Origin of the sequence: Nocardioides carbamazepini, assembly GCF_024614185.1 — a bacterium.
GTDB classification, from domain to species: domain Bacteria; phylum Actinomycetota; class Actinomycetes; order Propionibacteriales; family Nocardioidaceae; genus Nocardioides; species Nocardioides carbamazepini.
In genome coordinates this window covers 175251-188258 of the sequence record NZ_JAHTLF010000013.1, presented here as the reverse complement: position 1 = coordinate 188258, position 13008 = coordinate 175251, and the positions used below count along the sequence as shown (strand labels likewise).

The 13008-nt window shown below is 72.9% G+C and carries 14 protein-coding genes; 8 read left to right on the top strand and 6 right to left on the bottom strand.

Annotation, left to right across the window (positions count from 1 at the left end):
- Positions 1 to 54 precede the first annotated feature (54 nt).
- The 4 genes from KVF89_RS07805 to KVF89_RS07790 are packed head-to-tail and all read left to right on the top strand — an operon-like array spanning position 55 to position 3789.
- Entirely contained in the window at positions 55 to 1197 is a 1143-nt protein-coding gene (locus KVF89_RS07805) for an LLM class flavin-dependent oxidoreductase (RefSeq protein WP_257424669.1), read from the top strand.
- 2 nt (positions 1198 to 1199) lie between these two features.
- Positions 1200 to 1751 (top strand): flavin reductase family protein, encoded by a 552-nt coding sequence (locus tag KVF89_RS07800; protein ID WP_257424668.1) that lies wholly within the window; start codon positions 1200 to 1202, stop codon positions 1749 to 1751.
- The gene (locus KVF89_RS07795; protein WP_257424667.1) at positions 1748 to 2338 is read left to right on the top strand and encodes an NADPH-dependent FMN reductase; all 591 of its coding nucleotides are present in this window, start codon (positions 1748 to 1750) and stop codon (positions 2336 to 2338) included. The genes KVF89_RS07800 and KVF89_RS07795 overlap by 4 nt, the downstream gene beginning before the upstream one ends.
- A complete protein-coding gene (locus KVF89_RS07790) occupies positions 2335 to 3789 on the top strand; it encodes an aldehyde dehydrogenase family protein (RefSeq protein ID WP_257424666.1) in 1455 nt (484 codons plus the stop codon). Before KVF89_RS07795 ends, KVF89_RS07790 begins: the two co-directional genes overlap by 4 nt.
- 61 nt (positions 3790 to 3850) lie before the next feature.
- Here the strand turns inward: KVF89_RS07790 and KVF89_RS07785 are convergent, their stop codons facing one another.
- From KVF89_RS07785 to KVF89_RS07770, 4 genes are read right to left on the bottom strand one after another with little or no spacing between them, the layout of a single operon-like run.
- On the bottom strand, positions 3851 to 4888 hold the full coding sequence (locus KVF89_RS07785; RefSeq protein WP_257425248.1) for an AraC family transcriptional regulator: 1038 nt from the start codon (positions 4886 to 4888) through the stop codon (positions 3851 to 3853).
- Positions 4889 to 4941: 53 nt separating this feature from the next.
- The gene (locus KVF89_RS07780) at positions 4942 to 5583 is read right to left on the bottom strand and encodes a maleylpyruvate isomerase family mycothiol-dependent enzyme (RefSeq protein WP_257424665.1); all 642 of its coding nucleotides are present in this window, start codon (positions 5581 to 5583) and stop codon (positions 4942 to 4944) included.
- Positions 5580 to 6419: a fumarylacetoacetate hydrolase family protein gene (locus tag KVF89_RS07775; RefSeq protein WP_257424664.1), complete on the bottom strand. Its 840-nt coding sequence runs from the start codon at positions 6417 to 6419 to the stop codon at positions 5580 to 5582. Before KVF89_RS07775 ends, KVF89_RS07780 begins: the two co-directional genes overlap by 4 nt.
- Entirely contained in the window at positions 6419 to 7573 is a 1155-nt protein-coding gene (locus KVF89_RS07770; protein ID WP_257424663.1) for a cupin domain-containing protein, read from the bottom strand. Before KVF89_RS07770 ends, KVF89_RS07775 begins: the two co-directional genes overlap by 1 nt.
- 90 nt (positions 7574 to 7663) lie before the next feature.
- On the opposite strand from KVF89_RS07770, the gene KVF89_RS07765 reads away from it, so the two are divergent.
- The 3 genes from KVF89_RS07765 (at position 7664) to KVF89_RS07755 (ending at position 10349) form a co-directional block, all read left to right on the top strand.
- A complete protein-coding gene (locus KVF89_RS07765; RefSeq protein ID WP_257424662.1) occupies positions 7664 to 8431 on the top strand; it encodes an IclR family transcriptional regulator in 768 nt (255 codons plus the stop codon).
- An 85-nt stretch (positions 8432 to 8516) separates the two neighbouring features.
- Entirely contained in the window at positions 8517 to 9473 is a 957-nt protein-coding gene (locus KVF89_RS07760; RefSeq protein ID WP_257424661.1) for a co-chaperone YbbN, read from the top strand.
- A 135-nt stretch (positions 9474 to 9608) separates the two neighbouring features.
- Positions 9609 to 10349, top strand: coding sequence for an EI24 domain-containing protein (locus KVF89_RS07755; RefSeq protein WP_257424660.1), 741 nt, complete (start codon positions 9609 to 9611; stop codon positions 10347 to 10349).
- Positions 10350 to 10390: 41 nt separating this feature from the next.
- Here KVF89_RS07755 and KVF89_RS07750 read toward each other — a convergent pair whose 3' ends face one another.
- Positions 10391 to 11281: a LysR family transcriptional regulator gene (locus tag KVF89_RS07750; protein ID WP_257424659.1), complete on the bottom strand. Its 891-nt coding sequence runs from the start codon at positions 11279 to 11281 to the stop codon at positions 10391 to 10393.
- Positions 11282 to 11354: 73 nt separating this feature from the next.
- Between KVF89_RS07750 and KVF89_RS07745 the strand changes: the two genes are divergently transcribed.
- Complete coding sequence (locus KVF89_RS07745) at positions 11355 to 12290, top strand: EamA family transporter (protein ID WP_257424658.1); 936 nt, start codon at positions 11355 to 11357, stop codon at positions 12288 to 12290.
- Here KVF89_RS07745 and KVF89_RS07740 read toward each other — a convergent pair.
- Positions 12214 to 13008 carry an NUDIX hydrolase gene (locus KVF89_RS07740; RefSeq protein WP_257424657.1) on the bottom strand — a complete coding sequence of 265 codons (795 nt, stop codon included), beginning with the start codon at positions 13006 to 13008 and terminating at the stop codon, positions 12214 to 12216. The two genes, KVF89_RS07745 and KVF89_RS07740, sit on opposite strands and share 77 nt — an antisense overlap.

Sequence of the window (13008 nt, the reverse complement as noted above, 5' to 3'; positions counted from 1 at the left end):
AATGTGATGGCTGTCATAGGCCACCGGCCGGGCGCCGTCAGATGAGGAGAAGCAATGACCGTCAGCACCGTTCGCCCCGATCTCTCCTACGAGGAGTTGGTGGAGGCCCGCCGAGCCAGTGGCGTGGCGATGTACAACCGGAACCGGATGAAGCTCGGCATCTTCGGCGCCAACTGCAGCCACGGACTGATGGCGACCCACGCCGAGAGCAGCTATGAGCTGACCTGGGACCACACCCAGCGGATCGCCCAGATCGCTGACGGGCTCGGCTTCGAGGCGATGCTCCCGGTGGCGCGCTACCGCGGCATGGGCGGCGACACGAACTTCAACGGCGAGAACTACGAGACCCACACGTGGGCGGCCGGCATCGCGCAGGCGACCGAGCAGATCATGGTCTTCTCCACCACCCACCTGCCCACCAAGCACCCGATCGTGGCGGCCAAGGAGTCGGTCACCGTCGACCACATCTCGGGTGGCCGCTTCGGACTCAACATGACCATGGGCTGGTACCAGGCGGAGATGGAGATGTTCGGCGGCACCCAGCGCGAGCACGACGCCCGGTATCGGTTCGGCTCGGAGTGGATCGAGATCGCCAAGCGGATGTGGACCCAGGACCGCGTCGACTTCTCCGGCGAGTTCTTCGAGATCAAGGACGCGATGTCCGACCCGAAGCCGATCCAGGAGCCGTGGCCGGTGCTGGTCAACGCCGGCAACTCGCCCGCCGGCCTGGAGTTCTGCGCGCGGGAGTGCGACTTCAACTTCATCGCGTTCGCCGACGTGGACGAGGCGCGGACGACGGCCGCGCAGGTGCGCGGGATCGCCCAGGCCCAGGGGCGCGACCTCGGCATCCTGGGCTACGGGAACATCATCTGCCGCGACACCGAGAAGGAGACCAAGCAGCTCCTCGACCACATCCTGGAGAAGGGCGACTGGGCCGTCGCGGAGATGGTCTCCGCCGGCCTCGGCTCGGAGAGCGGCTCCTTCGACAAGGTCAAGGCGCTCCAGGAGCGGTTCATCCTGGGCTACGGCGGCTACCCGCTCATCGGCACACCCGAGCAGGTCGTCGAGCAGCTGCTCGAGCTCGAGCAGGCGGGGATCGGCGGCATGATGGTCGGCTTCCTCGACTACGTCGAGGAGCTGCCCTACTTCGGCGAGGCCGTGATGCCCCTGATGCGTGAGGCGGGGCTGCGGGAGTGAGGGTGGCCGAGGCACTGCGGCCGGGCCCGGAGGCGGGCATCCGGTCCGACGACGGAGCGTGGGCCTCGGGCGGCGCCTCGGATCCGGCGGCGTACAAGGACGTGCTCGGGCGCTTCTGCACCGGCCTGACGGTCGTCACCTCGCTCCACGACGACGAACCGGTCGGCTTCACCTGCCAGGCGTTCTCCGCACTCTCCCTCGACCCGCCCGAGGTGCTGCTGAGCGTGCAGCGGACCTCGACGACCTGGCCGCGGATCCGACGGCACGGTCGCTTCGGGGTGGGCGTGCTCGCGACCGGGCAGGACGAGCTCGCCCGGGCCCTGGCCCGCAGTGGTCCCGACAAGTTCCGTGGCGTCGACTGGGCCCCCTCGGCGACCGGGCTGCCGCGCCCCGAGGGGCTGCTCGCGTGGATCGAGTGCGCGCTGGTGCGCGAGGTCGACGCCGGCGACCACCTGCTGGCGATCGCCGCGGTCGGTGCCCTGGAGGTGGGGGCGGACGACGCGCCGCTGCTCTACTTCCGGGGAGACTTCCTCGCCGCCGGAGGTGCGCGGTGAAGACGCTGCTCACCGTGTACGGCAGCCCGACGCCGCCGGGGAAGCTGGCGCGCGCCCTGGCGGCGGCCGAGGACCACGCGGCCGGCCTGGCCGGTTGGCGGGCCAGCCGGCTGAGTCCGCTGACCCCGACCGCCTGGCCCGAGGACGCCGCCGAGCAGGTCGCCGCGGCGTCGGGCGTGGTGGTCGCCAGTCCCGTCTTCCGGGCCTCCTTCCCGGCCACGCTCAAGCTGCTCTTCGACGCGCTCGGGGTGGAGGCGTTCGGCACGCGTCCCGTGGCGATCCTGACGGTGGCGGCCGCACCTGAGCACGCGCTGGGGGCCGAGCGCCACCTGCGCGACGTACTGGCCTGGTTCGGCGCGCTGACCGCACCGAGCCCGTTGTTCCTTCCCGACCGGCTGCTGGCCGGCCCGGACCTGGACGCCGAGGTCCGCGCGGATCTCGCCGCCCTGGTCGATCAGGTCGTCGCGCTCGCCGGCCTGCCGCGGGGGGACCGGCTCGGGCCGGCTCCGCTGGCCGCGCGACGAGCGCCGCGGGCCGACCTGTCTCCGCAATCGCACACCGAACCCCGAAAGGACCCCACGACATGAGCCTCACCCTCGAGCACACACCCGCCGCCCATCTGGTCGACGGGCGGTGGCTGACCTCCGGCGTCACGGCCACCTCCCACTCACCCGCCGACGGATCGGCCCTGGGGGAGTACGACGACGCGCAGCTGCCCCTCGGCGAGCAGGCGGTCGCGGCGGCGCGGCGCGCCTTCGCCACCACCGACTGGGCGCGCGACCGCCAGCTCCGGGCGAAGGTCCTCAACGAGATGGCCGACGCGATCGAGGCCGCCACCGACGAGCTGGCGCTGATGCTGGCGCGGGAGAACGGCAAGATCCTGCCGGAGGCGCACTTCGAGCTGAGCCTGACGCCGTCGAAGCTGCGCTACTACGCCGCGATGGCGCTCACCGGGACCGGACGGGGGGACCAGGCGAAGCCCGGCGTGCTCTCGACCCTGGTCCCCGTCCCCGTCGGGGTGGCCGGGGTGATCGTGCCCTGGAACTCCCCGGTGGTGCTGGCGGTGCGCTCCTTCGCCCCGGCCCTGGCCGCGGGCTGCACGGTCGTGGTGAAGATGGCGGCGCAGACGGCGCTCGTCAACGCCCGGCTGGCCGAGATCCTGGCGGCGTGTCCCTCGCTGCCGCCCGGTGTCCTCAACGTGCTGACCGAGTCGGGCAGCGACATCGCGAAGCACCTCGTCGACTCCCCGGAGGTGGACGCGATCAGCTACACGGGGAGCACCGCGGTCGGGCGCCAGATCATGGCGGCCGCCGCGCCGCGGCTCAAGCGGGTCTCCCTCGAGCTCGGCGGCAAGACGCCGATGATCGTCTTCGACGACGCCGACCTCGACCGCGCGGTCGGCACCATCGTCGCGGGCATCACCACCTTCAGCGGCCAGTTCTGCATGACCGGCAGCCGGGTGCTGGTGCAGCGTGGGGTCGCCGACGAGGTGCGCTCACGTCTGGTGGCGGCGCTCTCGGCGGTGCGGGTCGGTCCCGGGGACGCCCCGGAGTCCCAGATGGGCCCGATGATCGACCGGGCCGGCCGGGACCGGCTCGTCGCCCTCGTCGACGGGCATCTCGGGGACGCCACGGTGCTGGTCCCCGGCGGGGTGCCGGACGAGCCGGCCCTGGCCGACGGCGCCTACTACCGGCCGGCGCTGCTGGAGGTCGCCGACCTCTGCTCGCCGCTCATCCAGCGCGAGCTCTTCGGACCGATCGCGACCTTCGAGGTCTTCGCCGACGAGGCCGACGCCGTGGCGCGGGCCAATGCGACCGAGTACGGCCTGGCCGCCTCGGTCTGGACCGCCGACGGCCAGCGTGGCCTGCGGATGGCCGACGCCCTCGAGGCCGGCACCGTCTGGCTGAACGCCTGGGCACTCGTGCTCGACCAGTTCGAGGAGGGTGGCGTCAAGCAGAGTGGGCTGGGCCGGCTCAACGGGCATCGCGCGGTCGAGGAGTTCCAGGAGGTCAAGCACCTGGTGCAGGTGCTCGGCTGAGGCCGGATTCAGGCTGGGGAGCGGATCCTCGCGGGGCGGCCGGTCGGGAACGATCGGCCGCTCAGGCTTCCCGCACGGACGAGTGACCCCGCAGCCCTCGTTCGAGCGTCTGCGACGGCAGCTCGCCGAACGTCGTCCGGTAGGTCGAGGAGAACCGGCCGAGGTGGTAGAAGCCCCAGCGGGTGGCGATATCGGTCACCGTCACGGTCGCCGACGGCGGTGCCTCCAGCTCCGCTCGAACCCGTCGTAGGCGCTCCTCGCGCAGGTACTGGATCGGGGTGCGGCCGGTCGCGGCGCGGAACTGGTTCTGCAGGGTGCGCGCGCCGACGCCGGCGACCGTGACCAGCTCCGCCAGCGTGGGGAGATCCGCGGCGTAGGTGTCGATGTGGTCGCAGACCGCGCGGACCACATCGGGTCGGCTCACGGTGTCGTCGTCGAGCAGTGCCTGGTGGGGGCCGGACGCGGCCAGCACGAGGCTGCTGAGCACCAGGGACTCCAGCTGCCGTCGGGCCAGGACGTGGTGCGCGATCAGGCCGTCGTCGTCCCACTCGGAGATGGCGAAGTCCAGCGCCCGGAGCAGTCCGCGTCCGGCCGGCGTGGTGAGGTCGACGAACAGGTCCAGGTCCAACGGTCCATGCACCGGTCGCTGCAGGAGCGTGGCCACCTGCGACTCCAGCGCCTCCCGGGGGATGCGTACGGCGATCTGCTCGGTGTCGGCGTTCCACGCGATGGACTGCCGGTGGTGGGGGAGGAGCACGGCCGCGCTCCGTCTGCCCGCCGTGGCGGTGGTGGTGCCGTCGGACCGGGTCACCGTGCTGTCGCCGCGCAGGGTGACGTTGATGTGGTACCAGCTGTCGTTGGGGGGCAGGTCGATGCCGGCCGCGAGCCCGTAGGTCAGGTAGCCGATCGTCAGATCGCCGCTCTGGACGGCGTTCATCCGGGCCTGGAGCCTCGTGGAGCGGTCAGGGGTGAGCACGTGCGGCTCGAACACGTCGGCGACGACGTGCTGGGCCTCGTCCGGATCACTGGTCCGGAGCCGCCCGTACTGATGGAGCGGCTCGTTGCCCGGTGAGGCAGGCGACTCCACGATCTGCTGCATCACCCAAGTCTCCTCTCCGCCTCAACCCCGTGCGGCACGCACGGCCGGTCGCGTCACAGCCACGGTCCCAGGTCGGGAGCCGGTGTGCCGCCCACCTGGCTCATCCGGTGGCGCCGGCCGGTCAGCCAGGCCACCCGCTCGGCGAGTGTGCCGGTCACGGCGGGCAGGTCCGGACCGCGCCGGAGGCTCACCTCGGCCTCCAGCGCGGTCAGGAAGTCCAGCGGCAGGTCGGTGAAGGCGACCCCGAGGTCGAGATCGACGGCGTGCACCATCACCTCACGGGCCCGCAGCCAGGGGATCTCGGTCGCCGGCACCGTCCGGCCCTGGGCCGTGACGACCTCGTGCTCCCACTGGGCGGCGGTGAGCCCGGCCATGGCGTCGTCGAGTGCGCTCGCGGTGCGACCGAACTCCGGCAGCAGGTCGCCGACCGGTCGCCGGCTGCCGGCCTCGATCTCGGCGGCCCGCTGTCCCGGGGAGCCGTACATCGGGGTCTCCTCGCCCGTGGCCGCCCAGCACACGAGGTTGTGGAGCGCCCGGGCGTTGCCGGCGAGGTGGGCCACGACGTGGGCCCGGGTCCAGCCCGGCAGCGCTGTCGGCTCACGGAGGTCGGCCTCGGACAGGCCGGCGATCGCGTCGGCGAGGAGCGCTGTGCCGGCCCGCGCCCAGCGCAGCGCATCGTCCGGTGTCCTGGTCACTCCTTCACGACCCGGTTGGTGCAGGCGCCCACGCCGTCGATCTCGGTGACCACGGTCTCGCCCCCGACCAGGTAGACCTGGGGGTCGCGGGCGTGCCCCACGCCGGCGGGGGTGCCGGTGGCGATCAGGTCGCCGGGATTGAGGCGGGTGATCGTGGACACGTACCGCACGAGGTGGACCGGGTCGAAGAGCAGGGTGCCGGTGTCGTCGGACTGCATGACCTGGCCGTCGACCGTCGTGGTCACGGTCAGGGCGGGGCGGACGCCGCCGACCTCGTCGGGGGTGACCAGGTAGGGACCGACCGGGGTCGAGGAGTCCCAGATCTTGCCCTGGGTCCACTCGATGGTGCGGAACTGCCAGTCGCGCACCGAGATGTCGTTCATGACGGTGAAGCCGGCGATCGCCGCGGTCGCCTCGGCCTCGCTCGCGCGCCGGACCTCCGTGCCGATCACGACCACCAGCTCGACCTCCCAGTCGAGGGCGTCGGTCTCGGCGGGCTTGACGATGTCGTCGTTCGCGCCGATCAGGGTGTCGGCGAACTTGGGGAACAGGGTCGGGTGGGTGGGCAGGTCGCGGCCCATCTCCTTGATGTGGTTGGTGTAGTTGTGCCCGACGCAGATCACCTTGGACGGGTTCGGTACGACGGGTGCGAAGTCGGCGTCCGCGACGGGGTACGTCGCCGCGTCGGGGGCGTTGACCGGGGCCTCGGGGGGGCCCGCGGCCAGGTAGGCGCCGAGGTCGGCGTACCCGAGGTCGACGTGCACGTCACGGCCGTCGTGCCTGTCGAGGCGGACCGCGCGGGTGCCGGAGCCGGTGCGGATGGTGGCGAGCTTCATCAGGAGTCCTTCTGGGTGCGGTCGAGGCCGAGCGCCGCGAAGACGGGCGCGTCGGAGAAGCGGAAGAGGTCGAGGGCGCCACCGCCGGCGGTGGTGTCGGAGTCGGTGCGGCCCGCCTCGGAGCGGGCGGAGAACGGCTGCCAGGAGGGGACCACGAAGAGGTCGCCGCGGGCGACCGACCAGGTGTGCTCGCCCACGGTGACCGTGCCGGAGCCGTCGAAGACCTGGTAGACCGACGACCCGGTCTCGCGGACCGGCGCGGTCTCGGCGCCGCGGACGATGCGGTGCATCTCGGCACGGATGGTGGGCAGCACGTCGGCGCCGGTGGCCGGGTTGGTGAACCTGACCGCGGCGTGGCCGGGCTCGACGGTGGCGTCGTGCCCCTCGTCCTCGATCGCGAGCTGATCGGCCAGGGCGCGGTCGGTGAACTCCCACTTGTAGGCCAACAGCGGCGATCCCGGTTTGAGGGCGGTCGCCGCGAGCGGGCGCAGACCCGGGTGGCCCCACAGGCGCTCGGAGCGGGAGCGGTCCGGCTCGATGCGCTCGGCGGCACTGATCTCCTCGCGCCCGAACTCGAAGAACTGCGCCTCGGTGGCGTACTGGAAGGGGATGTCCAGGCCGTCGATCCACGCCATCGGCGCGGCGGTGGCGTTGTGGTGGGCGTGCCAGTTCCACCCGGCCTGGGGGAGGAAGTCACCGCGGCGCATCGGCACCGGGTCGCCGCCCACGACCGTCCACACGCCTTCACCCTCGACGACGAACCGGAAGGCGTGCTGGGTGTGCCGGTGCTCGGGGGCGTCCTCGCCGGGCATCAGGTACTGGATCGCCGCCCACAGCGTCGGGGTCGCGAACGGTCGGCCGCCCAGGGCCGGGTTGGCGAGCGCGATGGCTCGTCGCTCGCCGCCGCGGCCGACCGGGACCAGGTCACCGGCCCGGGCGGCCAGCTCGACCAACCGGTCCCACCGCCACAGGTGCGGCACGGCGCGACTGCGGGGGTGGGCGGGCATCAGGTCGCCGATCTCGGTCCACAGCGGGACGAGCAGCTCCTGCTCGAAGCCCCGGTAGAGCTGTTCCAGGGCGGGCGTGGGCTCCGGTTGGTCGGGTCCGGCGACGGCCGCGAGCCGGACCGGAGTGGTGGCGGGAGTGGCACTCATGTGTGCCATCGTTCTCTATGATCGAAAGCTGGGTCGCCATGTTCTGCTGGGCAGAAACTTGGTGGCGTCCCTCGATCCAGGAGGTGTGCCTTGTCGTCGGACCCGGAGATGCGGACCCCGCCGCCCTACGCGGTCTCCAGCGTCGACCATGCGCTCCGGGTCGCGGTGATGCTGCAGATGGAGGGCGAGGTGAGCGTCACCCAGGTCGCGGCGAGGTTGGGAGTGGCCCGGTCGACGGCGCACCGCCTGCTGGCGATGCTGGTCTACCGGGACTTCGCGGTCCAGGACGAGACCCGCACCTACCGCGTGGGACCCGTCCTGCGGCTGCCGGAGCACTCGCGCTCGCTCACCGCGCGGATGCGCGAGGCGGCCTTCCCGCACCTTCGCCAGGTGGTCCGGGATCTGGAGGAGTCGGCCAACCTCTTCATCCGCGCCGGGGCCACGTCCCGCTGCATCGCGAGCGTGGAGTGCGATCGGGCCCTCCGTGTCAGCTCGCGGGAGGGCATGGTCTTCCCCGTCCATCGCACCTCGGCGGGGCTGTTGCTGCTGGCCGAGCTCGCGTCCGAGGAGCTCCCGTCGGTCTTCGCCGACGAGGACCCGGAGGACCGGCCCGATCTGGCGAGGCTCGGCGCCGAGCTGGCCCGGATCCGCCGGGCCGGGTTCGCCGTCAACCGAGGGCGCTCGGAGCGCGGCATCGTCGCGGTCGGCGTACCGCTGCGCTCGGCGGACGGCGAGGCCATCGCCGGCGTGTGCGTCTCGATGCCGAGTGTGCGCTACGCCCGGGACGCCCTCCCGCGGATCGTCCAGGTCCTGCAGGACGCCTCGCATGCCTGCGCCTCGGACCTCGGCTATCGGTGAGGTCGCGACCGCGGCTCGCGCGAGCCGGTCCGCCCTCATCCCCTCCGGGTGAGACCGGCCAGGTCGCTTTCGTAGGATTGCGTCCATGACGCAGCAGCCGTTCTCCCGTCCCGGCGCGATCGACCTGTCCGCCCTCAAGCGGACCCCGCCTCCCGCGGGCGGCGCACCGGGGGCACCGGCCGGTGGTGGCGGTGGTTCCACGTCGGCGTACTCGGTCGCGGTGGACGAGGCCAACTTCCAGTCCGTGCTCGAGGCGTCGATGACCGCGCCGGTCGTCCTGGTCTTCACCTCGCCGTCGCAGTCGCCGGAGAGCGCGCAGCTCGCGCTCGACGTGGCGACCGTCGCCGACGAGTACGACGGCCGGTTCCTCGCGGCGACGATCGACGTGGACGCGGTGCCGCAGATCGCGCAGGCGATGCAGATCCCGCAGGTGCCGCTGATGCTGGTCCTGCTCGACGGCCGCCCGGCGACGCAGCCGATCCCCGGTGCGGCGCCCATCGACGACATCCGGGCCCTGTTCAACCAGCTCGCCCAGCAGCTGACCGCCCAGGGCATCGCCGGCCGACACCAGCCCAACGCCTTCGGTGCCGCTCCCGGTGGCGAGGTGGCCGAGGGCGAGGAGCCCGACGTCGACCCGCGCTACCTTCCCGCCCAGGACGCGCTCGCGGCCGGCGACATCGACGGCGCCGTGGCGGAGTACCAGAAGCTCGTCGACGCCAACCCCGTCGACCACGAGGCCGCCGCGGGCCTGGCCATGGCCAAGGTGCTGCAGCGGACCCAGGGCGTCGATCTCAACGCGGCGCGGGCCGCGGCGGCCGCGAACCCCGACGACATCGACGCGCAGACCATGGTCGCCGACCTGGACATGCTCGGCGGCCACGTCGAGGACGCCTTCGCCCGGCTCGTCGAGCTGGTCCGTCGCACGGCCGGCAAGGACCGTGACCGGGTCCGCGAGCACCTGGTCGGCCTGTTCGGCGCCGTCGGCAACGACGACCCACGGGTGCTCAAGGGCCGTCAGGCCCTCGCGTCTGCCCTGTTCTGATCATGATGGGCCGAGCGTGTCGCAGACGCCGCTCGCCGCACGGACCTCGCTCCGCTCGGCCCGCGGGCAGCGCGCCGTGCCGCTGCGCGGCCGTGCGCCACGCTGCCGGCCGGCCTGACCCGGCGGGGCGCTGACATGGGATTCGGCCGGGGGGCCGGCTTCCTGCTCCGCGGACTGCGGCTGTGGCGGGAGCGCCCACGGCTGATGTTGCTGGGGATCGTTCCTGCCGTGGTCGTGGGCGTCGTGGTGACGGCGCTGCTGATCACCCTGATCTTCGTCACCGACGACCTGGTCGGCTGGGCGACCCCGTTCGCCGACGACTGGGACGAGGCGGTCCGCGGGCTGTTCCGAGGCGCGCTCTACCTCCTGGTGCTGGCCGGCGCCGTCATGCTCGCCATCGTCACCTTCACCGGCCTCACCCTCGCGGTCGGCGATCCCTTCTACGAGAAGATCTGGAAGGAGGTCGAGCTCTCGCTCGGCGGCGACGTCCCGGACCGTGGCGTCGGCTGGGTCCGCGGCGCGATCGACGGGCTGGTGCTCGTCGGGTGCGGCGTGCTCACCGCGATCGGGGTCTTCGTGATCGGACTGCTGCCCGTGATCGGCACGGTCGTCGGTGCCGCGCTCGGCCTGGTCGTCGCCGGGCGCCTGCTCGCCGGCGAGCTCGTCTCCCGCCCGCTCGAGGCGCGCGGCATGGACCGGGCCGCCCGCGCCGCGCTGATGCGCCGGCACCGCGGCGCGATGCTCGGCTTCGGCGTGTGCGTCCAGGCCTGCTTCCTCATCCCGCTCGGCGGCATCCTGGTGATGCCCGCGGCCGTCGCGGGGGCGACGTACCTCGCCCGGGAGGCGCTGCACGGCGGTTCACCTACCGATTTGTAGAGAATCGGCCGCTCTGACGACCATTTCGGTAGGTGCGTGGATCAGATCCGGGCGAACGCCGCCAGCACCGCGCGGACCGCGGGCGAGTCGGCCATGGTGCGCCGGTGCAGGGCGTCGATGAGCCGGACCGGCTCCGGATCCGCCACCGGTACGGCGACCAGGTCGTCGCCGAGCGCGGCGCGTCCCATGCGGGGGATCAGGGCGACGCCGAGCCCCGCGCGGACCAGGGCGAGGTGCGACTCGAACTCCGCCGAGACGTGGGCGATCCGTGGCGGGCGGCCGGTGCCGTCGTACATCCGCGAGAGCCACTGGCGGCAGATCGTGCTCTCAGGCGTGGCGATCCAGCCGACGTCGAGGAGGTCGTGCGGCGTGACCCGGCTGCGCCGGGCCAGCGGATCGTCACGGTGCACGATCAGGTCGGCGACGTCGCCGGGCAGGGGAGTGGCGGCGACGTGGTCGGGCACGGCGAGCGGGACCCCGCCCCAGCGGTGCACGATGCCGAGCTCGACCTGGCCGCTGGCGACCAGCTCGACGACGTCCCAGGGCTCCGCCTCGCGCAGCGTCAGGGCGAGGCCGGGGTGGGCGTCGCGCAGGCTGCGGGCGATGGGGGCGACCAGCCCGCGCACGGCGGTGGAGAAGGCGGCCAGCCGGATCCGGCCGGCGACGACGCCGGCCCGCTGCTGCAGGCTCGCCTCGAGCTGCTCGAGGTCGGCGAGGACCTGCTCGCCCGCGTCGACGAGATGCTGTCCGTGGCTGGTCAGCATCACGCCGCGCCCGACCCGGTCGAGCAGCGGGACGCCGGTCTGCCGCTCCAGCCGCTTGACCTGCTGGGAGATGGCGCTCGGGGTGTAGCCCGTCGCGGCCGCCGCGCCGACCACGGAGCCGTGGGTGGCGACGGCGCGGAGCCCGGCGAGCGCAGCCAGATCGATCATGCAGCGACGGTACATCTTTCGACGCAGTTCTATTCGCTGGTGCTTCAACGTCGGGCCGGGGATCCTGGACGGCGTGAGCCGTCGTGACCAGTCCCTCGCCGCCCTCGTGGCCGTGATCTGGGGCTTCAACTTCGTCGTCATCGACTGGGGCATGGGCGAGGTGCCGCCGCTGCTGTTCCTCGCCGCGCGCTTCCTCGCCGTCGTGCTCCCGGCGGTCTTCCTGCTCGACCCGCCGCCCGTGCCCTGGCACACGGTGGCGGCGGTCGGCCTGTTCATGTCGCTCGGCCAGTTCGCCTTCCTGTACGTCGCGATGGACGCCGGGATGCCGCCCGGGCTGGCCGGGCTGGTGCTCCAGGCGCAGGTGGTGCTGACGATCGTGCTGGCCGCCGGGGTGCTGCGCGAGCGGCCGACCCGTCCCCAGGTCCTCGGCGTCGTGCTCGGTGCGCTCGGTCTGGTCGTGGTCGGGGTCGGTCGGGGTGGGCACGTCCCCGCCGTGGCCCTGGGGCTGTGCCTCACAGCCGCCCTGATGTGGGCGATCGGCAACGTCGTCTCGCGCGCCTCGGGCGCCACCGGCGGGCTGTCGCTGACCGTGTGGTCCGCGCTCGTCGTCCCCGTCCCGCTGGTGCTGCTCTCCCTCGTCGTGGACGGTCCGGCCGCCGTCGTGGACGGGATGGATGCCTTCGGCTGGCGGGCCGGGATCTCGACGCTCTACACCGCCGGGCTGGCCTCGCTGGTCGGCTACGGGATCTTCAACACCCTGCTCTCGCGCAACACCTCGGCCGCCGTCGTCCCGTGGATCCTGCTCGTCCCGCCCGTCGCCATCGGCTCGGCGTGGCTGCTCCTCGACGAGGTGCCGTCGGGCGGTGAGCTGGTCGGCGGCGCGGTCCTGGTGCTCGGGGTGCTCGTCGCCCAACGGCGCGCGCGGGTGAGCGTCAGCGACCCGACTCGGTGTACGCCGGACCCGTCCCGGCCAGGCTCGCCAGAGCAGCGCGCACCCGCCGGGCGGTGAAGTCGGCCGCGCGCTCGTCGACCTCGGCGAGGGTGAGGAAGTCGGCGGTCTTGATCTCACGGGCCTGGGGGACGACCTGCTGCACGATCGAGGCGGGGTGCACGCCACCGTCGAAGACCAGGCACAGCGCGTCGTCCCAGCCGCCCCACGGCGGCAGCCAGTCGGTGAGCAGGAGGGGCCCGGCCTCGATGGTGAGATCGAGCTCCTCCTCGACCTCGCGGACGACGGCGACGCGTGGGGACTCGCCGACCTCGACCACGCCACCGGGCAGGTCCCAGTCGGTCTTGTATGTCAGGTTGCACATGAGCACCCGCGGCTCGGAGCCACCGGCCCCGGCCGCGTCACCGTCGCGGATCAGCATCTGCCCGATCCCGCGCTTGCGCGGCAGGAACGAGTTGAGCAGCGCCCGGAAGCCGCCCGGCTCGTGCACCGGGGTGTCGTCGACCAGCCGGGCGTAGACGACCACGTCGCCAGCCCGTCCCCGCTGCACGCCCTCGCGCCGCATCCCCGACCAGGTCGCGATCCGCTGTGCCTCGGTGTCGTCGATCGCGACCTTGATCTCGACGCGCTCGTGGTCGGTGAGGGCGGCGGCCACCTGGCGTCGTACGACGTCCACGGCGGCCTGCCAGCCGCGCTCGGTCAGGTCCGAGGTCCAGGTCAGCCGGGCGATGCCGTCGTCGACCGTCCAGTGACTGATCTCGGGCTCGGACGCGGGCAC

What these genes read in the sequence shown, in the direction of transcription:
- KVF89_RS07750 (WP_257424659.1), bottom strand. Translation starts at nt 11,281, where the DNA reads ATGATCGATCTGGCTGCGCTCGCCGGGCTCCGCGCCGTCGCCACCCAC.
- KVF89_RS07760 (WP_257424661.1), top strand. Translation starts at nt 8,517, where the DNA reads ATGACGCAGCAGCCGTTCTCCCGTCCCGGCGCGATCGACCTGTCCGCC.
- KVF89_RS07790 (WP_257424666.1), top strand. Translation starts at nt 2,335, where the DNA reads ATGAGCCTCACCCTCGAGCACACACCCGCCGCCCATCTGGTCGACGGG.
- KVF89_RS07785 (WP_257425248.1), bottom strand. Translation starts at nt 4,888, where the DNA reads ATGCAGCAGATCGTGGAGTCGCCTGCCTCACCGGGCAACGAGCCGCTC.
- KVF89_RS07775 (WP_257424664.1), bottom strand. Translation starts at nt 6,419, where the DNA reads ATGAAGCTCGCCACCATCCGCACCGGCTCCGGCACCCGCGCGGTCCGC.
- KVF89_RS07805 (WP_257424669.1), top strand. Translation starts at nt 55, where the DNA reads ATGACCGTCAGCACCGTTCGCCCCGATCTCTCCTACGAGGAGTTGGTG.
- KVF89_RS07770 (WP_257424663.1), bottom strand. Translation starts at nt 7,573, where the DNA reads ATGAGTGCCACTCCCGCCACCACTCCGGTCCGGCTCGCGGCCGTCGCC.
- KVF89_RS07755 (WP_257424660.1), top strand. Translation starts at nt 9,609, where the DNA reads ATGGGATTCGGCCGGGGGGCCGGCTTCCTGCTCCGCGGACTGCGGCTG.